The 19,988-nt window shown below is 54.6% G+C and carries 19 protein-coding genes; 12 read left to right on the forward strand and 7 right to left on the reverse strand.

Annotation, left to right across the window (positions count from 1 at the left end; genetic code table 11):
* Positions 1-77 precede the first annotated feature (77 nt).
* Both AB1S56_RS07190 and AB1S56_RS07195 read left to right on the forward strand, forming a co-directional pair.
* Positions 78-1,091: an iron ABC transporter permease gene (locus tag AB1S56_RS07190; RefSeq protein WP_340871466.1), complete on the forward strand. Its 1,014-nt coding sequence runs from the start codon at positions 78-80 to the stop codon at positions 1,089-1,091.
* Entirely contained in the window at positions 1,088-2,134 is a 1,047-nt protein-coding gene (locus tag AB1S56_RS07195; RefSeq protein ID WP_340871465.1) for an iron ABC transporter permease, read from the forward strand. Before AB1S56_RS07190 ends, AB1S56_RS07195 begins: the two co-directional genes overlap by 4 nt.
* 27 nt (positions 2,135-2,161) lie before the next feature.
* Here AB1S56_RS07195 and AB1S56_RS07200 read toward each other — a convergent pair whose 3' ends face one another.
* On the reverse strand, positions 2,162-3,328 hold the full coding sequence (locus AB1S56_RS07200) for a metallophosphoesterase (RefSeq protein ID WP_340871464.1): 1,167 nt from the start codon (positions 3,326-3,328) through the stop codon (positions 2,162-2,164).
* Positions 3,329-3,573: 245 nt separating this feature from the next.
* On the opposite strand from AB1S56_RS07200, the gene AB1S56_RS07205 reads away from it, so the two are divergent.
* From AB1S56_RS07205 to AB1S56_RS07215, 3 genes are all read left to right on the forward strand, one after another.
* Positions 3,574-5,736 carry a DNA topoisomerase III gene (locus AB1S56_RS07205; RefSeq protein WP_340871463.1) on the forward strand — a complete coding sequence of 721 codons (2,163 nt, stop codon included), beginning with the start codon at positions 3,574-3,576 and terminating at the stop codon, positions 5,734-5,736.
* Between the two features lie 95 nt (positions 5,737-5,831).
* Complete coding sequence (locus AB1S56_RS07210) at positions 5,832-6,503, forward strand: YheC/YheD family protein (RefSeq protein WP_340871462.1); 672 nt, start codon at positions 5,832-5,834, stop codon at positions 6,501-6,503.
* 319 nt (positions 6,504-6,822) lie between these two features.
* A complete protein-coding gene (locus AB1S56_RS07215; protein ID WP_340871461.1) occupies positions 6,823-6,972 on the forward strand; it encodes a sporulation histidine kinase inhibitor Sda in 150 nt (49 codons plus the stop codon).
* An 18-nt stretch (positions 6,973-6,990) separates the two neighbouring features.
* Here AB1S56_RS07215 and AB1S56_RS07220 read toward each other — a convergent pair whose 3' ends face one another.
* Positions 6,991-7,242: a hypothetical protein gene (locus tag AB1S56_RS07220; protein WP_340871460.1), complete on the reverse strand. Its 252-nt coding sequence runs from the start codon at positions 7,240-7,242 to the stop codon at positions 6,991-6,993.
* A gap of 82 nt (positions 7,243-7,324) precedes the next feature.
* Positions 7,325-8,299: an NAD(P)/FAD-dependent oxidoreductase gene (locus tag AB1S56_RS07225; protein ID WP_340871478.1), complete on the reverse strand. Its 975-nt coding sequence runs from the start codon at positions 8,297-8,299 to the stop codon at positions 7,325-7,327.
* A gap of 448 nt (positions 8,300-8,747) precedes the next feature.
* On the opposite strand from AB1S56_RS07225, the gene AB1S56_RS07230 reads away from it, so the two are divergent.
* Together AB1S56_RS07230 and AB1S56_RS07235 are read left to right on the forward strand one after the other, a co-directional pair.
* Positions 8,748-9,941: an NAD(P)/FAD-dependent oxidoreductase gene (locus AB1S56_RS07230; protein WP_340871459.1), complete on the forward strand. Its 1,194-nt coding sequence runs from the start codon at positions 8,748-8,750 to the stop codon at positions 9,939-9,941.
* A complete protein-coding gene (locus AB1S56_RS07235) occupies positions 9,941-10,207 on the forward strand; it encodes a hypothetical protein (RefSeq protein ID WP_340871457.1) in 267 nt (88 codons plus the stop codon). The genes AB1S56_RS07230 and AB1S56_RS07235 overlap by 1 nt, the downstream gene beginning before the upstream one ends.
* Positions 10,208-10,276: 69 nt before the next feature.
* Here the strand turns inward: AB1S56_RS07235 and hemQ are convergent, their stop codons facing one another.
* Positions 10,277-11,023 carry a hydrogen peroxide-dependent heme synthase gene (gene hemQ, locus AB1S56_RS07240; protein ID WP_340871456.1) on the reverse strand — a complete coding sequence of 249 codons (747 nt, stop codon included), beginning with the start codon at positions 11,021-11,023 and terminating at the stop codon, positions 10,277-10,279.
* A gap of 208 nt (positions 11,024-11,231) precedes the next feature.
* Here hemQ and AB1S56_RS07245 point away from each other — a divergent pair, with 208 nt between their 5' ends.
* From AB1S56_RS07245 to dnaI, 3 genes are all read left to right on the forward strand, one after another.
* Positions 11,232-11,543 (forward strand): YuiB family protein, encoded by a 312-nt coding sequence (locus AB1S56_RS07245; RefSeq protein WP_340871454.1) that lies wholly within the window; start codon positions 11,232-11,234, stop codon positions 11,541-11,543.
* Positions 11,544-11,664: 121 nt separating this feature from the next.
* Positions 11,665-13,203: a helicase DnaB gene (locus AB1S56_RS07250; protein WP_340871453.1), complete on the forward strand. Its 1,539-nt coding sequence runs from the start codon at positions 11,665-11,667 to the stop codon at positions 13,201-13,203.
* A gap of 18 nt (positions 13,204-13,221) precedes the next feature.
* Positions 13,222-14,181, forward strand: a complete 960-nt coding sequence (gene dnaI / locus AB1S56_RS07255) for a primosomal protein DnaI (protein ID WP_340871452.1) — start codon at positions 13,222-13,224, stop codon at positions 14,179-14,181.
* A 130-nt stretch (positions 14,182-14,311) separates the two neighbouring features.
* Here the strand turns inward: dnaI and AB1S56_RS07260 are convergent, their stop codons facing one another.
* The gene (locus tag AB1S56_RS07260) at positions 14,312-14,458 is read right to left on the reverse strand and encodes a YqzM family protein (protein WP_340871450.1); all 147 of its coding nucleotides are present in this window, start codon (positions 14,456-14,458) and stop codon (positions 14,312-14,314) included.
* A gap of 177 nt (positions 14,459-14,635) precedes the next feature.
* On the opposite strand from AB1S56_RS07260, the gene uvrC reads away from it, so the two are divergent.
* The gene (uvrC, locus tag AB1S56_RS07265) at positions 14,636-16,486 is read left to right on the forward strand and encodes an excinuclease ABC subunit UvrC (protein ID WP_340871449.1); all 1,851 of its coding nucleotides are present in this window, start codon (positions 14,636-14,638) and stop codon (positions 16,484-16,486) included.
* On the opposite strand, the gene AB1S56_RS07270 is transcribed toward uvrC, so the two are convergent.
* Both AB1S56_RS07270 and AB1S56_RS07275 read right to left on the reverse strand, forming a co-directional pair.
* Complete coding sequence (locus AB1S56_RS07270; RefSeq protein WP_340871448.1) at positions 16,483-18,087, reverse strand: CPBP family intramembrane glutamic endopeptidase; 1,605 nt, start codon at positions 18,085-18,087, stop codon at positions 16,483-16,485. The genes uvrC and AB1S56_RS07270 overlap by 4 nt on opposite strands.
* Before the next feature lie 136 nt (positions 18,088-18,223).
* Complete coding sequence (locus AB1S56_RS07275) at positions 18,224-19,111, reverse strand: LysR family transcriptional regulator (RefSeq protein ID WP_340871447.1); 888 nt, start codon at positions 19,109-19,111, stop codon at positions 18,224-18,226.
* Between the two features lie 189 nt (positions 19,112-19,300).
* On the opposite strand from AB1S56_RS07275, the gene AB1S56_RS07280 reads away from it, so the two are divergent.
* Positions 19,301-19,972 (forward strand): succinate dehydrogenase cytochrome b558 subunit, encoded by a 672-nt coding sequence (locus AB1S56_RS07280; RefSeq protein ID WP_340871446.1) that lies wholly within the window; start codon positions 19,301-19,303, stop codon positions 19,970-19,972.
* Positions 19,973-19,988: the final 16 nt, after the last annotated feature.

Consider the following 19,988-nt stretch of genomic DNA (forward strand, 5'->3'; position numbering starts at 1 on the left):
GACAAAGCAAAGAATGAGCCTGAATTGGCTCATTCTTTTGCTGCGTATAGGAAGCGGGAGAGGAAGCGGGTATAGGCATGGATATCCATACAAAAATAAAGCTATACCGGAGTGCGGGCTTGCTTGCCAGCTGCGTCCTGCTGCTGCTCAGCCTGCTCTCCAGCATTATATTTGGCTTCGTGTCCATTGGATTCAAGGATTTGACAGCCTCATTCACAAGCTATGACGAAGGGGATATGGAGCAGGTTATTGTGCGCACCGCCAGGCTGCCAAGGGCGATGATTGCTGCGGCAGTAGGAGCTTCGCTTGCTCTGGGTGGAGCGGTGCTGCAGAGCGTGACACGAAATCCGCTCGCCTCGCCGAGTGTGCTTGGCATTAACGCCGGCGCCTCTGTCGCAGTGGTCGCGGCTATAACCGTAATGGAGATCCGGCATACGGAGGCGCTGATGTGGTTCGCTTTCGGGGGAGCGGCTATTGCAGCTGTCATCGTATATGTGCTGGGGTCATTAGGCCGCGAGGGCCTGTCCCCGCTCAAAATTATTTTGGCAGGCGCTGCGTTGACCGCATTATTCTCATCGTTGACGCAGGGTATGCTGGCGCATAACGAAAATGGTCTGCAGGAGGTGCTCTTCTGGCTGTCCGGATCCGTCGCGGGCCGTACTACGGAGATGCTGCTGCCGGCTTTGCCTTATATGGCCCTCGGAATTGCTCTGTCCTTCGCGCTGGCCAGACATTGGAATGTCATCGCGATGGGGGAGGAGTCCGCCAAAGGACTGGGGCAGCATCTATTGTTCGTCAAAGCTGCAGCTGGCGTTATCGTCATCCTGCTGGCGGGCAGCGCGGTGGCTGTTGCGGGACCAATAGGCCTAGTAGGCATCATCGTGCCCCATATTGCCAGGCGCTTCGCTGGCCGGGATTACCGCTGGCTGCTGCCGTACAGCGCAATCATTGGTGCAACGCTGCTTGTGCTGGCGGATGTGGCTGCCCGATTCATTCATTACCCCATTGAAATTCCGGTAGGCATTATGACAGCCGCTATCGGGGCTCCGTTCTTCATCTATATTGCCCGGAAGGAGCGTGGGAAGGGATGATGGCGTCAAGAAGCCAAGATAGGACTGGCGGCAGGGAGCGGCGCGTCATGCTCCATCGCCCAACGGTTAAGGCAACTACAGGTCTGGCTGCAGCTTTGCTGGCGCTGGCCGCGGCCTATCTCATGATTGGAGAAGTCATATATACTCCTCTAATGGCCTGGCAGGCGTTGTGGGGAAGCGGAGCGGAGGAGGACGTGATGATCGTCCAGTCGCTCCGGGCGCCGCGCCTGGCCATCGCGATATTGGTAGGGGCGTCCCTCGCTTTGTCAGGCGCCATTCTGCAAGCGATTATCCGAAATCCGCTTGCTGCGCCTGACGTTGTTGGCATTACGGGCGGAGCGTCCTTCGGCGCGGTGCTGTTCATTACGGCGCTGTCCGGTGCGATGACGATTCGCCTGCTGCCCGTGGCGGCTATGATCGGCGCTTTCTGCGCCGCGGCTCTGGTCTATGCACTGGCCTGGAGGCGGGGGGTGAGCTCGCTTCGGCTCGTGCTTGTCGGGATTGGGTTATCCTCTCTGCTGTCGGCCGCTGTTTCCTTCATGTTGGCCTTCAGCCAGGTCTATTCCGCGACCTCCGCGTATATATGGCTGACGGGAACGATCTATGGCTCATCCTGGGAACATGTGTGGACGCTGCTGCCCTGGACGATGGGGCTGTGCGCGGCCGTCTATTTCCATACCCGTATTCTTCAGGCTCAGCTGCTAGGCGATGAGCTTGCAATCGGAATCGGCTCGGCCCTTCAGCGCCATCGCTTGCTGCTTGTGCTGCTTAGCGTAGGTCTGGCAGGCTCGGCCGTGGCCATTGGCGGCGCCATCGGCTTCGTTGGTTTAATTGCGCCGCATGTGGCGAGACGTCTCGTAGGCCCCGTTATGGGGAGAGTGCTCCCTGTCAGCGCGTTGTTCGGAGCGATCGTCGTGACGGCGGCAGATTTGTTGGGCAGATCGTTGTTCCTGCCGCTCGACATTCCCGTGGGCGTCTTCACGTCGGCGATTGGCGCGCCATTCTTTATCTATCTGCTCTACCGGTCACGAAGCCGAATATAAGGTCCATGAAAAAAGCCGCTCAGCGGATCATGATGATCCCTGAGCGGCTCCTGTGTTGAACTGTATATCGATGCGAAGCACCTCCGAACGGCTGCCGATTCGGATCGGCGGCCCCCAGAAGCCGAAGCCTGACGATACGATGGCGTGCAACGGGCCTCGCTTCTTATAACCCCAGTCAAGCGGAAATGCCCTTCTTGTAATCAGGTTGTTCGGGAACATCTGTCCAAGATGGGTATGGCCGGATAATGAAAGGTCGATTCCGTTCTCCTCCGCAGACGCCAGATCGGTGGGCTGATGGTCCAGCATAATAAGCGGCAGCGATTGATCCAGCGGCCGAATGAGCTCATCAATGCTCTTGCGTCCCCCTGGCCCGGAGGAGCCCGCGGCTCTGTCCTTGCGGCCGATTACAATAAAGCTGTTGTCGATGACAGCCGCCTCGTCCATCAACAGTCGAATGCCGATGGCGTCAAGCTGAGCAGCGAATTCAGGCACCTTGCCGCCAATATATTCATGGTTGCCCGTTACGGCATAGACGCCGAGCGGAGCCTGCAATTGGCCTAGCTTCATCGCCATGTTCTTCCGCAGGAACGGGGCGAGGTCATCGTCCAGCAAATCGCCGGGAAGCATGATGATGTCCGGCTTGATCCGCTTGATTTGACGGATGAGCCGATCCAGTTGCCGGTTTCCAATGACGGTTCCCAGATGAAGGTCAGAAGCCATCGCGATGGTTAGGCTGGAGCGCGCGCCGGCGCTCTTCGGTATTTGCACCTTATACTCACGGATGACGGGGAGCCAAGCGTTGCGGGAGCCCGCTAGCAGAATAGCGAGCGCTATCGCGGCTATGCAGCTGCCCACCACCAGGATAGCTGATCGGACGGGCATACCGCCCCAAATGAGCAGCAGGCCGATGAGATCCGCCAGCGGAAGAAGCAGAATACCATATTGCAGAACAGCCAGCCAATAGGAGCCCAGCAGCTTGAGAGGCTCTGCGACCCAGTGGAGGGGCGTGCTCTGTCCCGCTCTTCCCAGCACATATCCCAAAGCCAATATGGCAATGAAGATGGCATAAACGAAGGAGCTGCTCCAGCCTGTCAGCTGCGAGAGGTACAGCCAGCCATTCCAGCCGACATAGGCGGACAATCCTCCGTATACCGCCGTAAAGCCTAATAAAGCCGGTAAGTAGCGAAGCTTCATGGTAGAACCGATCTCCTTCTGCTCGAGGAATAAGAATGATCCTACTATAGCATATCACCTGCCCCGCGGGCGAACCCGCTAGATTATGAGGGACGGAGCCTGCTCCGCCAGCCCGCACGAGATGAATATACGACCGCTTAAGGCGCGATATGTAGCGTTTACGAACATTACATAACACATTGCGGACCATTCGCCCCTTGTGGTATCTTGTGTCCATACTGGAACGAAAGTGGGAGAGGCATACGATGAAAGCATTGGTGCTGGCGGAGAAGCCAAGCGTAGCCAAAGAAATTGCGCGGGTGCTGGGCTGCTCGTCCCGGCAGAAAAGCTATATCGAGGGCCCTAATTATGTGGTGACTTGGGCGCTGGGCCATCTGGTCACCTTGGCGGAGCCGGAGGACTACGATGCCAAATACAAGACCTGGAGTCTGGAGGACCTGCCGCTGCTGCCCCAGCGGATGAAGCTGAAGGTGATGAAGGAAACGTCGCATCAATTCAAGGCTGTTGCGCACCTCTGCAAGCGGAGCGATATTAACGAGCTGATTATAGCGACTGACGCCGGCCGCGAGGGCGAGCTGGTCGCCCGATGGATCATGGAGCTTGTTCAGTGGCGCAAGCCGTTCAAGAGGCTGTGGATTTCATCCCAGACCGACGGTGCGATCAAGGAGGGATTCAGGCGGCTTAGACCAGGCAAGGAATACGATGCGCTGTACGCCTCGGCCGTCTGCCGCGCGGAAGCGGACTGGCTCATTGGCCTGAACATGACTCGGGCGCTGACAAGCAAATATAATGCTCAGCTTGCGGCGGGACGCGTTCAGACCCCAACGCTGGCGATGCTGCTGGAGCGGGAGCGCGAGATATCGGAATTCCAGTCGAAGCCCTATTGGACGGTAACGGCTGGCTTCGGCACATTCCAGGGCGTCTGGCGCCTGCGGGATGACCATGACGGTCGCCTGTGGGATCGCGCAGAGGCGGACGCCGCGGCGGCCCGCGCTTCGAAAGCGGGTGCGGCGAAGGTTGTGAATCTGCGTACGACTGAGCGGTCGGAGCCGCATCCTCAGGCTTACGACCTGACGGAGCTGCAGCGGGACGCCAACAGGAAGCTGGGCTTCTCGGCGAAGCAGACGGCGAATGTGCTTCAGAAGCTGTATGAGGCGCATAAGCTTGTGACCTATCCACGGACGGATTCCCGGTACCTGTCCAGCGACATTGCGCCAACGCTGAAGGGCAGGCTGGAGAGCGTAGCTGTCGGGCCTTACGCAGCGCTTGCGCGCAAGCTGCTGCGCGCGCCGCTTCCCGTTACGAAGCGTATTGTAGACGACGCCAAGGTAACCGATCATCATGCGATTATTCCAACGGAGCAGTTCGTTAATCTGGGCGCGCTGAGCAGCGAGGAGCGCAGACTGTACGATCTGATCGTGCGTCGCTTCATTGCTCTGTTCTATGGTCCTTACCGCTATGACGAGACAAGTGTCGTGCTGGAGGCGGGGGGAGAACGCTTTTATGCCAAAGGAAAGACGGAGAAGGATGCGGGCTGGAGAGAAGTGTACCAGGGCGTCAGCTCCTCGTTCGACGATGAGGAGGAGGAGGACGAGGGTGCCGCCCGCACGACGGAGCAGAAGCAGGCTTCCCAGCTTCTCCCCCCATTGGCAGTAGGCCAGACGGTCAGCGTGAAGAGCGCCGCCTCGAAGGAGCTTCGCACGCTGCCTCCCGCGCGCTATACAGAGGCGTCTCTGCTGACGCGTATGGAAAAGCATGGACTCGGCACGCCGGCCACCAGAGCCGATATTATCGAGAAGCTGCTGTCCACCGACACCATTGAGAGAGTTCGCAGCTCTCTGGTTCCGACCGGCAAAGGCAAGCAGCTGCTGGAGCTGGTCGTCGACGATCTGAGAAGCCCGGAGCTCACAGCCAGCTGGGAGCGCGAGCTGGAGAGGATTTCCAAGGGCCAGGCAGACCCTGCGGCCTTCATGCGCGGCATTCGGGAGCAAGCGAGCAAGTGGATTGGGCAGGTGAAGCGAGAGACGAAGGATTACAAGCCTCATAACGAAACAAACTCCAGCTGTCCAGAGTGCGGGAAGCGACTGCTGGAGGTGAAGGGCAAACGTGGCAAGTCGCTGATGTGCCCTGACCGGGAGTGCGGGTATCGCCGCTCTACCGAGCCTATTCTGCTGAACAAGCGCTGCCCGCAATGCCACAAGAAGATGGAGATGCATGACGGCAAAGCGGGCAAATACGCGCAATGCCGTCCCTGCAATGTAATCGAGATGCTGGGCGACAAGGATGGCGGGCGTATGAACCGCAGAGAGCAGCAGAAGCTGATCCAGCAATACAGCGACAGCGCCCCAATGGGGAACAGCCTGGCGGACAAGCTGAAGGCGGCGCTGGACAAAAAAACCGATTCATAAAACCTTATCTCCATCACCCGGCAATCATCCAAGAGCCCTCCCTCCATTCGTCATACACTATATGGATATGGCGAATGGAAAGGAGATGGATCGTCATGGCTGATCACGCGGGAAGGCAACTGGCCAGCAAGTGGACCAAGACGGCAGCGCTGCTCTCCCATCCCGTGCTTGCCGGCCACATCCCGGAGACAATCCGCTATTCACCGGCTCAGCTGCGCCGCATGCTGGATAGGCATGGCTTTGTTGTCATTAAGCCCATTGTTGGTTCCGGAGGAAGCGGTGTGATAAAGGTAACGAGGTCCGCAGAGGGCTACGCGTTGACGCATCGTGACCTGACTAATAGATTCGATGCATTCGACAAGCTCGTTAACGCGCTGCGAGGCCGGACGGGGAGACGGAAATATCTGATCCAGCAAGGAATCGATCTGGCGCGGGTGAACGGCCGGCCTATTGATTATCGGGTGAAATATGTGAAGGCCTTCGGCAAATGGGAATACCGCGCGCTTGTTGGAAGAATCGCCAGACGAGGGCTGTTCGTCACGAACCTGAGCCAAGGGGGCGACATGGTGCTGGCGGGCGAAGGCATCCGCGCGTCGCTGGGCCGCGCACATGTGAAGGAAAAGAAACGGAAGATGAGAGAGCTTACCGTTATCGCGACCAGGGTTCTGGAGCAGAGGTACCCCGGCATATCGCAGCTAGGGTTTGATTACGGGATTGACCGAAGGGGCAGAATTTGGATTTTTGAGGTGAATACTCGGCCGCATTGACACATGCGGCCTCGACAAAAGGGAGCCTGCTACGCTGATAAAGCGCAGGCTTCTTTTTAATGCCATTAAAATATTTCGTTAATAGATTTAGAGAGATCCATCAAAGTTTTTTATGGTTACGGGTGTATTTACAGGATGTGGATAAATATATCCACATTATCCACCCGAATATTTCCGTATTTTTACGTTTTATGCACATGCCATTCACAAGGTATCCACAGCGGGCTGTGCATAGCAGGGGCTGTTGTTTCGGTTCTAAATGGCGTGCTACACTAAAAACTGTAAAATACGTATTCAAGGAATATGAAAAGGTGGAGGGATGATGATGGATCAGTTGTCGGACGAGCTTCTTGCTGATACGTATTACGCTGCCATCGAATACAAGCTGGAGCCGGAATTTATTCGGATGCTGGCGGATGAGCTGAAGCGAAGAGGCGTCGAGTTATCATCACATAAGCATACGGCATAGCCGATGCGACGTTTGATTTCACCCACTCTCCCATTGCTGGAGATCAACCTCCATAGAACGATCGCAGACCCCGCAATAAAAGACGTGGCAGCAAACCGCTTCTAAAGAAATAGACAACGCTGCGCTGGCCGGCGATTGGCTGGTAAGCGGCTCGTAAGGCTCGTAAGGTCCCGTCCAATCGGATGAACGTCCATAATCCATCAGCTCGCCGCCGCAGGCTGAGCAGAGCTGTTGATAGGAGGCAAGGCCGTTGCATAACGGACAAAGCATAAGGGTAACCCTCCCTGGATTCAAGTGATGGAGATCGTGTGAACCAAGGTTAGGTTACCCTTATTGCCCGCTGGGCATGCGATTAGAGCTTCAAATTGCTGCTGTGTCCAGGCGACAGCTTGGCAGTGGGATCAATGTACACCTTGGCGTTGTTGACGGCCGTGGGCGCTTCCCCGAAGCCGACAGCGATCAGCTTGAGCTTGCCGGGATATGTCGTAATGTCTCCGGCGGCGAATATGCCCGGTATATTCGTCTCCATTCTTGTATCGACGACAATGGAGCCGCCTTGAATGTGAATACCCCAATCCGCTATAGGGCCAAGCGAGGAGACAAAGCCGAAATTGACGATGACGGCATCCACCTCAAGCAGAGTCTCTTCCTTTGTTTTGACATCAGTCAAGGTGACCTTGGCAATGTCGGAATCCCCGTGCAGGGCCGTGATTTCGGCTGGAGTTATAACCTTGACGCTAGAATTCATCAGATTCTGGACGCTGTGCTCATGTGCTCTGAATTTATCACGCCGATGAATGAGCGTGACGCTCTTCGCAATGGGCTCCAGCATAAGCGACCAATCCACCGCGGAATCGCCGCCCCCGCTGATCAGTACGTTCTGATCCTTGAATCGCTGCAAATCCCCGACAAAATAATGCAGATTGCGGCCTTCGAATCGCGAGGCTTCGGCAAGCTCCAGACGACGGGGCTCGAACGCTCCTACCCCTGCAGTAATAATAACGGCTTTGGCGAAGTGTGCACCTTTGTCCGTTACGACCTCGAACAGCCTTTCATCCCGCTTGATGACATGAACAACCTTCTCCTCCAGGCAAACCTGGGGTTGAAATAAGCTGATCTGCTCCTTCAGCCGATCCACGAGCTCCTGCGCCGTTACCTTAGGGAAGCCAGCAACATCATAGATGTATTTCTCAGGGTAGAGCGCCGCGAGCTGACCGCCCAGCGCCGGCATGCTTTCAATAATTTTGACGGACGCCTGGCGCATGCCGCCATAGAACGCCGCGAACATGCCTGCGGGTCCGCCTCCTATAATAGCAAGATCGACCATCTCGTTAGAACCTTGCGCGTTTGTCACCAAGTGCACCTCCCGCGTGTAGTGGTTACGATATTCATTATAAGCTTAGGAATCCGTGGATGGAAATATTCGAATTGTGCAGGACTCTAAAGTTTTTCGTATAAAATACTCTTGAACTTTTCATAAAAAGTCTGTAATATGTCTGATGTATATGATAGATTGGAGCATTTGAGAGAAGCTGACGAGCCTTGTCGATTTGTCTCAGAATGCGGCTTTCTTGCATATTGTGATAATAATACTTATTCAAGAGCAGACTCTATAGTAATCATTATTTTATGGTTCGGTTTGTGTAATTTTTCACAAGCTGTCGAGACGCTCGCAACAAGCCGTTTATTATTGTTTGTTAAGCGAACCCGCTGACCGCGGGCATATTCATATCGCCAAATCAAAAAGAAAAAATAGGAATGGATGGGATTCAACGATGAGCAACATACCCAAAATTGTGATCCTCGGCGCTGGCTACGGCGGCGTGCTGACGGCGCTTCGACTGCAGAAGGAATTGAACTACAACGAAGCGGACGTTACGCTGGTGAACAAGCATGACTACCACTATATTACGACGCATCTGCACATGCCTGCTGCAGGCACAGACAATCCGGAGAACGCTCGCGTCAGCATCTCCAAGCTGATCGACGAATTCAAGATTGACTTCGTGAAGTCGACGGTTGTTCAAATCCGCCCGCAAGACAAGAAGGTCATTCTTGAGGACGGAACGCTGTCTTACGATTACCTGGTTATCGGCCTTGGCGGCGAGCCTGAGACATTCGGCATTCCTGGTCTTGCGGAGAACGCGATGAACATCCGCAGCATCAACTCCGTTCGCCTGATCCGCGAGCATATCGAATACCAATTCGCTCGCTTCAAGCGCGAGCCGCATCGTACCGACTACCTGACGTTTATCGTAGGCGGAGCGGGCTTCACGGGCATCGAGTTCGTAGGCGAGCTGTCCGATCGTATTCCTGAGCTGTGCAAGCAATTCGACGTAGATCCTGCCCTCGTGAAAATCTACAACATCGAAGCGGCTCCAACCGCGCTTCCTGGCTTCGATCCGGAGCTTGTGGAATATGGTATGGATGTGCTCACCAAAAAAGGCGTAACGTTCCGCATCGGAACGGCCATCAAAGAATGTACGCCTGACGGCGTTGTTGTAGGCGAAGGCGAAGAGATTAAGTCGCAGACGGTTATCTGGACCGGCGGTATCCGCGGCAACCGTCTCATTGAGGAAGCCGGCTTCGAGACCATGCGCGGACGCGTGAAGGTTGACGAGTTCCTGCGCTGCCCTGGCAGCGAGAACATCTACATCGTTGGCGACAACTCCCTGATGTTCAACGAGGAAGGCCGTCCTTATCCGCCGACAGCGCAGATTGCGATGCAGCAAGGTGTTGTGTGCGCGCATAACCTGGTCGCTTCCATCCGCAACCAGCCGCTTAAGACGTTTGTGTTCTCCAACAAAGGAACGGTTGCGTCCTTGGGCAAAGGCGAAGCAATCGGTATCGCGTTCGGCAAAAAATACAAGGGCCGCGTAGCCGCTTGGCTCAAAAAGATGATCGACATTCGTTACCTGTTTATTATCGGCGGTATTCCGCTTGTGCTGCGCAAAGGTAAATTCCTGTAATGAGACACTGCAGCGTTCAAGTCCGCGGCTTGTTGACCCGAGACGAGCTTGATCGTTACAACGCCTTGATCGAGGTTGGTTCATACCTGGAATCGCAGATGCGTCACGATCTGGCTTATCCCGTGCAGAAGGAAATCGATCTTCTGATCCAGCCAGCCATCGAGAGGCTGAAGGATAAGGGAAGAGCGAGAGACAAGGCGACCCAAGAATATTTGGAAGCGAAAGCGCAGGCTGCTGCAGAGCTGGACGAGGAAGACGAACGATAACCCTATATGATTCCATAAAAGAGCCGCCCTTCAGACAGATTCAACGTCTGGAGGGCGGCTCTTATTGGGTTATACGGAGAGCAGGGTATGGAATTTGTCCGCGTCAAGGAAATTGCCGACGTAGAAGTCGCCGAAGTCTCCGAAGCGGGCGCTGACTTCATCGAATCGCATCTCATATACGAGCTTCTTGAACTGAAGCGCGTCCTCAGCGAACAGCGTGACGCCCCATTCCCAGTTGTCGAAGCCGACGGAGCCGGTAATAATCTGCTTCACCTTGCCGGCGTATTGGCGGCCGATCATGCCGTGGCTGCGCATCATCGCTTTGCGCTCGTCCATGCTCAGCATATACCAATTGTCCGTTCCGGAGCGGCGCTTGTTCATGGGATAGAAGCAAATATGCTTCCACTTCGGCAGAATAGGCTTCAGCCTCGCGACGACCTCCGGGTTCTGCATGGGATCGCTGCCAGGCTGGGCCATATAGTTGCTGAGCTCAACAATGCTGACATAGGAATGCACGGGATATGTAAAGCTTGCAAAGGTCGTTTTGTTAAAGGCAGTTTCGATTTCATTCAGCTCTTCCAGGGTCTCGCGCAGGTGCATAAATACGAAGTCTGCCTTCTGGCCCACAATGGAATATACAGCCGTGCTGCCTTCCTTGCGTTCCTCGACATCATGCCATTGCTTCAAGAAGGCGGTTAGCTCGTCCAGAGCGCGTTGACGCTCGCTCTCGTCGGCAAGTCGCCATGCCGTCCAGTCGATGCTGCGGAAATCATGGAGGGAATACCAGCCCTCCAGCGTTTGTGCGGCTTCACTCATGATTGATATTGCTCCTTTCGGTTTGACGAATTGGCGGAGATTATAGGCTTGTCGCTGCAATTAAGCTCCTATTATTGTAGCTAAAGGCCGGGCATTGAGCAAATGTCGGACTTGTGACAAATCACCTATGCTGATTGACTTCAATTGTCGCTTTCATTAAACTAAAAATGTACAGCGGACGCGCTTTAAGCTTGAGAGGAGTATGGAAATGCCGGATTTAGTTGTATATATCATCCAGACATGCGTAGCGACAGTGCTGTTCTTCGTCATGATGTTCGGGATTGGCTTTATATTGAACATGCTGCTGAAGACGACCTGGTTTCCGATGGTGCTGTTCTTTATCGTCTTAATTGGCCTTGCCATCTGGTCGCCATGGGATGACGCTTCCAGGCCTACGCTTGATAATATCGGCGATTACACGATTATTTATTATATCCCTATTATTGGCGCGATGATCGGCGCTTACGTTAGCGGCTGGGCGATTCGCGCGCTGCGCAAGGGCGGCTACAAGATGTTCTAGGTCATACATAGAACGAGCAGAAATCCCTCTAACGGGGGATTTTTCTATTTGTCGGGATAACCATTCTTGTGCCGAATTGTGCTAGAATGATAGAAAGACAGCTAAGGATGGAGTCGGTGCGATGCGCATCAATCATATTATGCAGTTCACAGAGCATCACCGTTATTACATATTCCGTGATTTTTCACTCAGCAGCCTGGACTATAAGATGCTTTCGCTCATCTATCAGCCTATGATAGGCGCGTTCGCCATTTCCTTATATCAGCAGCTGTATCACGGTATAGCAGAGGACAAGGCTGGTTATTCCGGTCTGGAGCCTCATCGCAAGCTTTTTCTTGGACTTGGTCTTGAGATGAATGAGAAAAGCCGCCGTTTTGTAGTGGAGCAGACCTCCAAGCTGGAGGCTGTGGGCTTGCTGGCTTCCTCGCGACTCGGGGGTCCTGATCATCCCGATGTCATCTATGAATATGAGCTGTCGCAGCCGCTGTCGCCTTCGGAGTTTTTCCGTAATATGCATCTGGCGATGCTGCTGCGGGATAAGATAGGCAAATACGCGGTGATCGCGCTCAGAGAGTCCTTCGGAGCCAACGAGCCTGACGAGCTGGCGGACGCCAGGCTGGAGAAAGAGAATATATCGGTGCCGTTCTATGAGCTGTTCAAGCTTAATATGCAATCCTTTGATTCGGAGCTTGAGCAGGCTTTGATGGAGGTTGCGCCGTCCAGGCAGTCGGCTGCTAAGCCGGAGCCTGCGTCTGCGGGCATCTCCTATGGGGAGCTTATTCTCCGATTTCCGCGGGGCTCGGCCAATCGGCCCCACGTCGAGAAGCTGCGTCACGATATGGAAAGCATGGCCCAAATCAACTATGTCGCGTACAAATATCATTTATCCGCCGCAAGCGTCTGCCGTCTGTTGGATGAAGACGGCGTATTCGCGTCCACTGGCGAATTGAATATGGATGAGCTTCAGCTGCGGGCTAATGGCTTGTACAGGCAGGACAAGAAGCGGGATGGCGAGCGGCAGCGCACTCTGGCTCAGACAGCCGTTCGGCAGAATGAAGCTTCCCTTTCCCTGCAGGAGGATGATCCCAGCGAGGAGTTCGAGGTAAGGGAGCAGGATTACCTGCCTGTGCCAGCTGCTCTTACGGGGCGCTGCGACATTCAGCAATACAATATGCTGATGCGCAACGAGCCCCATACACGCTTCCTGAAGCGATTTTTCCCTGGAGCGGTGCCGGATTGGCTGGATAATCTGTTCGAGAGAATCGATTTGAATTACCGTCTGGAGGGTCCGGTTATTAACGTGCTTGTCCATTATGTGCTGGGGGGGACGGATTCCGCACGCGTAACTCGCAGCTTTATAGATACTGTAGCCTCGAATATGCTGATGAAGGGCGTCAATACATTCGAGAAGGCGGTTCAATACGTGCGGGAGCAAGCCGCTGTGGAGCAGGCGAAGGAACGCCGCAGGGACGCAGGGCAGCCGGGCGGAGCGTCTGGCTATACCGGTAGGTCCGGCGGACGGACGGGGACTGGACAGCGGGGCGCAGCGCGCAAGCCATCCATACCCATTGTGCAAGAGGATCAGGGGACGGGAGCGGTATCGGCTGACGAGCTTGAGGAGCTCCGCAGGCTGGCAAGAAAGCTGGATGGCAAATCGTAGAAGCGGGAGGGAAGAGACATGGAATCGCTGGGCGAGCTTCTGAAGTCCTGGCCGGGGGGCCGGTCATGGTCAGAAAACGCGGACAATAAGCTGGCGGAGCTGATGAAGGATCCGCTTGTTGTCAAGTTTATGGATAAGCATCCGGAGGTGGACGAAGCCACCATCCGGCTTAATTTGAATCGCGTCTATCAATATGTGAAGGAATATCGCAGCTGTTCGAACTGTCCAGGTCTCAGCGCCTGCCCGAACGACTACGAGGGGCATTATACGGTGTTGTCGGCTGAGACGGTTCATGGCCAGACTCAAATGTACGACCGCAAGGTATCCTGCAAAAAATATCTTGCAAGGCAGACGGAGGATGCCATCCGAAGCCGGATTAGAAGCTTCTATGTGGATGACGCCGCGCTGCGCAGAGTGTATTCGCCAGATGAGATGCTGACCAAGGATTTGGAGAGGGCCAAGGCTGTCGGGCAGGTGCTTCGTTATATCGATCGCACCCGCGAGTCCGGTCTTGCCCAGCAAGGCTTGTATCTGGCCGGCCGGTTCGGCACAGGCAAGACGTTCCTGATGTGTTATTTGCTGCAGGAGCTGGCGAAGGCGGGGTTCTCGGGCGTTATCGTCTATATGCCGGATTTCGTAGAGGATTTGAAGGCGCTTATGCACGAGCCAGCGAAGCTGAAGGAAACGGTCGAGATGATGAAATCGACGGATCTGCTTATCTTCGACGATATTGGAGCGGAAAACTTGAATCCATGGGTGAGGGATCATGTGCTTGGCGCCATTCTGAACTACAGGATGGAGCGCAAGCCGACCTTCTATACCTCTAATTATGATCTGGAGGCGCTGGAGAGGCATTTCAGCTTCACGAGCAAGGACGGGGATGAGCTGCACAAGGGACAGCGTATTATGGACCGGATTCGGCCTTATGTCCAGACGGTTATGGTGACGGGTGAAAACAAACGAGGCGCTAAAGCATGAGAAATCATCTATCGAGGCCTTTCAAAGATGAGCGACCGCGTTTAGATGTAGGATTTATCGCCAAATAGTTAAAAAAAAGCTCCGCTGCCAACCGGAATTCCGGGAGGCGCGGAGCTTCTTGTTTCTCCTGTTAGGAGATAATGAATTTCACAATAACCGCAGCTGCGAATACAACGGTCATGAAAATCAACATGCCGCCGAAACCGAAAACAACATCCATCAAGTCATGGCGAGGCTCTTCGTTATAATGCTCGCGCGGGTCTCTAACATTCTCCATCGGTTGACGTCCTCCTTCAAGGCTTGCAGGGCAACAATTCGCCGTAAGCATACGCTCTATATTCTTTCAATAGTATACCCAAACTGACGAACAAATGTAAAGACATAGTAAGACAAATCCTGCCCTGAGTGTGCTAAAATGTGAGCAGGTCGGTATGGTACCGGAAGGAGGTCCCAAATGGCGGAACAGACAGATAACGAACGGGCCGGCGAAGCCGAAGCGGCCAAGGATCGAATTCGGAATAAGCTAGCCCTGCTGCCGGACAAGCCGGGCTGTTATATGATGAAGAACAGGGACGGCGTCATTATTTATGTAGGCAAAGCGAAGGTGCTCCGGAATCGGGTCCGTTCGTATTTTATAGGCAGCCATAACGGCAAGACGCAGAGGCTTGTCTCGGAAATTGTTGATTTTGAATTTATTGTGACTTCCAGCAATATGGAGGCGCTCATCCTGGAGTGCAACCTGATCAAGCAGCATCATCCCCGATACAACGTGCTGCTCAAGGACGACAAAACCTTTCCTTATATTAAAATAACCAATGAAAAGCATCCCAAGCTGGAGGTGACGCGACGGATCGTTAAGGATAAAGGCAAATATTTTGGCCCGTATCCCAACGCGTTCGCCGCTCAGCAGACCAAGAAGCTGCTGGATCGGCTGTATCCGCTTCGCAAATGCAACACGCTGCCGGACAAGGTGTGCTTGTACTACCATATGGGGCAATGCGTGGCGCCCTGCGAATTCGACGTGGAGCCATCCACCTATGACGGGATGATCTCCGAAATCTCGAAGTTTCTGAACGGCGGCGAGGATGTCGTGAAGGCGGAGCTGGAGCGCAAGATGCAAGCGGCCGCGGAGGCGCTGGAGTTCGAGCGGGCCAAGGAGTTCCGCGATCAGCTGATTGCGATCGACGCCGTTATGGAGAAGCAGAAAATTACGATGACGGATGCGATGGACCGCGACATCTTCGGCTATGCGGTAGACAAGGGCTGGATGTGCGTGCAAATTCTATACATGCGGAAGGGCAAAATCATTGAGCGTCACGGTACGACGTTCCCTTATTACGGGGAGGAGTACGATGATTTTATGACGTTCGTCACCCAGTATTACAGCGATAATCCGGCGCTCCCCAAGCAGATTCTGCTGCCTCATCCGCCCGTTCAGGACGATGAGCATGAGGAGGAGGTTATCGCTTCGCTGCACAGCTGGCTGAAGATCAAGGTGCTTATGCCGCAGCGCGGGCGCAAAAGCGAGGTTGTCAGCATGGCGCTGGACAACGCGCGTGTCATGCTGGAGGAAAAATTTCGTTTGATCGAGAGGGACGAGCAGCGCAGCGTCAAGGCGTCACAGTCGCTCGCGGAATGGCTGGGACTTGAAGCCGTGAAGCGCATCGAGGCGTTCGATAACTCCAATATCCAGGGCACTAACCCCGTCTCCGCGATGGTCGTTTTCACGGACGGCAAGCCGGACCGCAAGGAATATCGCAAGTACAAGGTGAAGACGGTAGAGGGACCGGATGATTATGAGACAATGCGGGAGGTTGTCCGGCGGCGTTATGAGCGAGTGCTGAAGGAGGGCTTAACGAGGCCGGATCTCATCATCGTAGACGGGGGCAAGGGACAAATCGCTGCGGCGATTGACGTGCTGGAGAATGAGCTGGGGCTGTTCATTCCGGTATGCGGTCTCGTGAAGGATGCGAAGCATAAGACCGCCCAGCTGATGACGGGCGATCCGGCAGAGATTGTGCCGCTTCCGCGGGACAGCCAGGAGTTCTATCTGCTGCAGCGCATTCAGGAGGAGGTGCATCGCTTCGCGATTACGTTCCACCGCGAGCAAAGAGCGAAGTCCATGGTGGAGTCGAAGCTGGACAGCATTCCTGGAATCGGGGAGAAGCGGCGCAAGGCGCTGCTGAAGCACTTCGGCTCGCTCAAAAAAATAAGAGAGGCCTCCGTCGAAGACTTCAGGCCTCTCTCTATCGGCGACAAGCTTGCCGGTGAAATAATTGCAGCTCTCAGGGATGAGCCGACCTAATAGGTTGGGCTCATCCTTTTTCTATTGCTCCATTGGCGCAGCACGAACGCGATAAGAACGGGCAGCAGAATGAAGAAGACGGCCGACGTAAGATTGGCCGCTCCGCCCACCAGCATAAGCGAGCTGCCTACGGCAACGCTGTTGAAGATGGCATGCGTGAACATGGCGGTGATGAAGCCGTATTTGACAAATATAAAGCTGAACAGCAGGCCGATGATCATCAGCTCGAACAGCCGGGTCGTAGCCGGATAGAAGGGGTAGAGCACATGGCCCAGCGCCCAGAACAGTGTAGGCGGCAGAGTCGCCGCGAACGTATGCCGGAACCATCTGCGGAATAAGCCGATGCCGAAGAATCGGAACACCGCCTCCTCCGATATAGCCGCTGCCCAAGCAAGCACAGGCATCAGCCACAGCACGCTCATGTTGTACGGGGACATCGCCACATCCGTGGCGCCCCAGGTGCCGATCACCAGCTCCAGCGCCAGGAAGAGAATCGGCTGGATGCCCAGCAGGATGGCCGCGAACAAATAGGACAGTCCAACGCTCCGCCAGATGTAATCGCCGAACCCGGCATCCTTCACTCTAGGCCATAATGTGCGGCCCTGCGCCTTCCACAAGCCATCGCCCGCAACGATGGAGAAATAGACGGAGGCGGCCATGATGACAGTCAGCACGATGGTAGTGATGATGACGGATATGACGAGAAGGCCGTCGCCGCTGCCGCTTTCGCCTTGAGTCGCAACGATGCCGTCCATAATGCCAAGATTCATGATGATATACGTGATAAAAAAGACAACGGTTAATACGATGCCGTATGTAAACGAAGTCCAGCCTCGGTACAGCACGGCATAAATAATGGCCAGCACCCCAAGCACAAAGCTCATGAAGCCGTATCCGATGCCGCTAAGCCAGCCTGCAAGCTTATCCTGTTTCTCTACATAGCGGATGTAGTCGTCCGGAACAGCGAGAGCAGGCTTGAACTTCGTCAGGACTGGCCCCCCTTCAAGCAGCTGGGCATTGGCCTCTACGGACAAGCTGGCTTCCCCGATGCTGACGCCTTGCCCATTAAAGGTCCAATCGTCATTCTCGCCTATGCCATCGAATGTCAGGCTCGGCGCTGGCGAAGCCGCCCCGTTCCACTGCTGCTCCAGCAGCAGCTGCGTCTCCTTGGCGTCCAGCCCCTCTCCTTCCAGGTAGTAGCTCCAGGCGATGATCTCATTCGTGAACATATGGACATAGACAAAGCCGTAATCGCCGTTGTCTCCCATGTCCAGGTTAACCTGGAACGTATCGAAGGGATAATGCCTGTCATATTGCTTCTCGAAGTCCTCCATCAGCTTTTCCTTGGCCAGGTAGCCGGCCAGCAGCTTGTCGGACTGGTGCACGACTCGCGTCGCCTCGACCTTCAGGCCTGTCTGCTCAGCGGCAAATGCTGTTGCGGCTTGCACAGCTGCGGACTTCGCTATGACGTTGTTTCCGTATGGATTGTTGATGACGGCTTGAATGGAGGGCACAATCTGTATAACCGTAAAAATGATCACGAGGATGGCTGCTGCTATCCCGTACTTTTTCCATTCATTCCTTTTAATAAGCTCGTTCATTCATTCACCTCAGCTCGTTATGATAAACAGTCTTACACTACCTTATCACATCAATGGCGAAATTATCCATCCTCACATGGGACAAAGCAAATATCGCGCGGCAGGATTTGCGGCCGTCGATATGGCAATAATGGTATTAATGAAATCTTGCCGTAATTTCATTGATGCATTGCCGTACGGCTGGGCTTAATGAGGCGGGAGGAATATGGATGAGCGAAGTGGTCCGTTTCGCTTCCTCCAGCTCCCGGATGGGCACCGCAATCAGCTCGTTGTCCTCCAGCAGCTGATCCCGCATATACGATTTGGGCAGCAAAGTGCCGGCGCGGCAAGTATGAAGCAGCCGCAGAATGGCTTCGAAGGAGTCAATCTCCATCCGCACGTCGGGTGAGATCCGGTGCTTCTCGAACAGCTCGTCCGTCAAGATGCGGTACCAGGTGCCCTTGGAGAACATAATCATCGGCAGACCATTCAAATCATCAATGTGCAGGCTGCCCTTGTCCGTCACCAGATGATTGCGCGGCAGCACAAGAAGCAGGTGATCGTCGAAGAGCGGCACGCAGCGCAGCGTCGGATCGTCGATGCTGGAGGCGATGATGCCAATATCGACACGATGCTCCCGTACATAAGATATGATCTCATGCGTCTTGCCCGTGACCGCCTTGATATCGCATTCGGGATGGGTCGAGGTGAGCTGCTGAATCAGATCAGGCAAGGTCGTCTGCAGCGTCGTCAAGCTGGCCCCGATGGTCAGGGTGGTTCTGCCCGTCGCCGTAAATTCGGACACAGTCTGCATGTAGCTGCGATGCAGCTGCCTCAGCTCCAGCGCGTATTCATACGTTAATTGGCCGATACGCGTCAGCTCCAGCCGCTTGCCGACGCGCCGGAACAGCTGCGTCCCGATCTCGTCCTCCAGCTTGGCCAGCTTGCGGGACAGGGCGGGCTGGGACAGATTCAGCAGGGCTGACGCCTTATTCATGCTGGATTGCTCGACGATTACGGTGAATACGTGAAGCTCCTCGTACATGTGGAAGACTCCTTATGTCATTTTGTTATAAGAAATTATAAAAAATAAGCAATTCCATTATAAGCTGAAAAGGAGTAGGATGGAAGTGTGGCAAACGTGTGTCGACTTTTGTTGACGGGGGTACATGCAAGCGTTACAATGTAGAATGGTTTGTTTGAACAGTCACAAGACTTGAAAGGAGTAGACAAAATGAAAGGAAATTCGTATTTCTCGCGCAAGCTGCACTCGCTTCTGGGGATTATTCCGCTGGGCGGGTTCATTATTTTGCACGGGCTCACGAACTACCAGGCGTTTGAGCGGGGTCCGGAGGGATTCGCTAAGGGCGTGGAGACGATCAACAGTCTGCCGCTGCTGATGATGTTTGAAATTTTCGGCATCTACGTTCCACTATTGTTTCACGGTATTTATGGCTTATACGTGGCCTACCAATCGAACTCCAACACGGGCCGCTTTCAATACGGCCGCAACTGGGCGTTCACGGCGCAGCGCGTAACCGGTGTCATTACATTTGTATTCGTTTTCTGGCATGTGTACCAGACCCGGATGCAGATCTACCTGGGCAATATCACGCATGAGGAGCTTGGCTCTACGATGAATCATATCGCAAGCAGCCCGGTTATGTTCACGCTGTACGTCATCGGCGTACTGGCAGCGGTATTCCACTTCAGCAACGGTCTCTGGGCTTTCCTGATTAGCTGGGGCATTACGATCGGCCCTCGTGCACAGCGTATTTCCTCTTATATTTGCATGGGCATTTTCGTCATTGTATCGGCCCTGTTCATCCTTTCCCTGGTTGCCTTCACGGGCGATGAGTTTAAGGAAGCAGCGAATGCCGCTTTGACATGGACGAATATCGGCTAATAGTACCGAAGACAAG

Source organism: Paenibacillus sp. PL2-23 (genome assembly GCF_040834005.1).
GTDB lineage: Bacteria > Bacillota > Bacilli > Paenibacillales > Paenibacillaceae > Pristimantibacillus.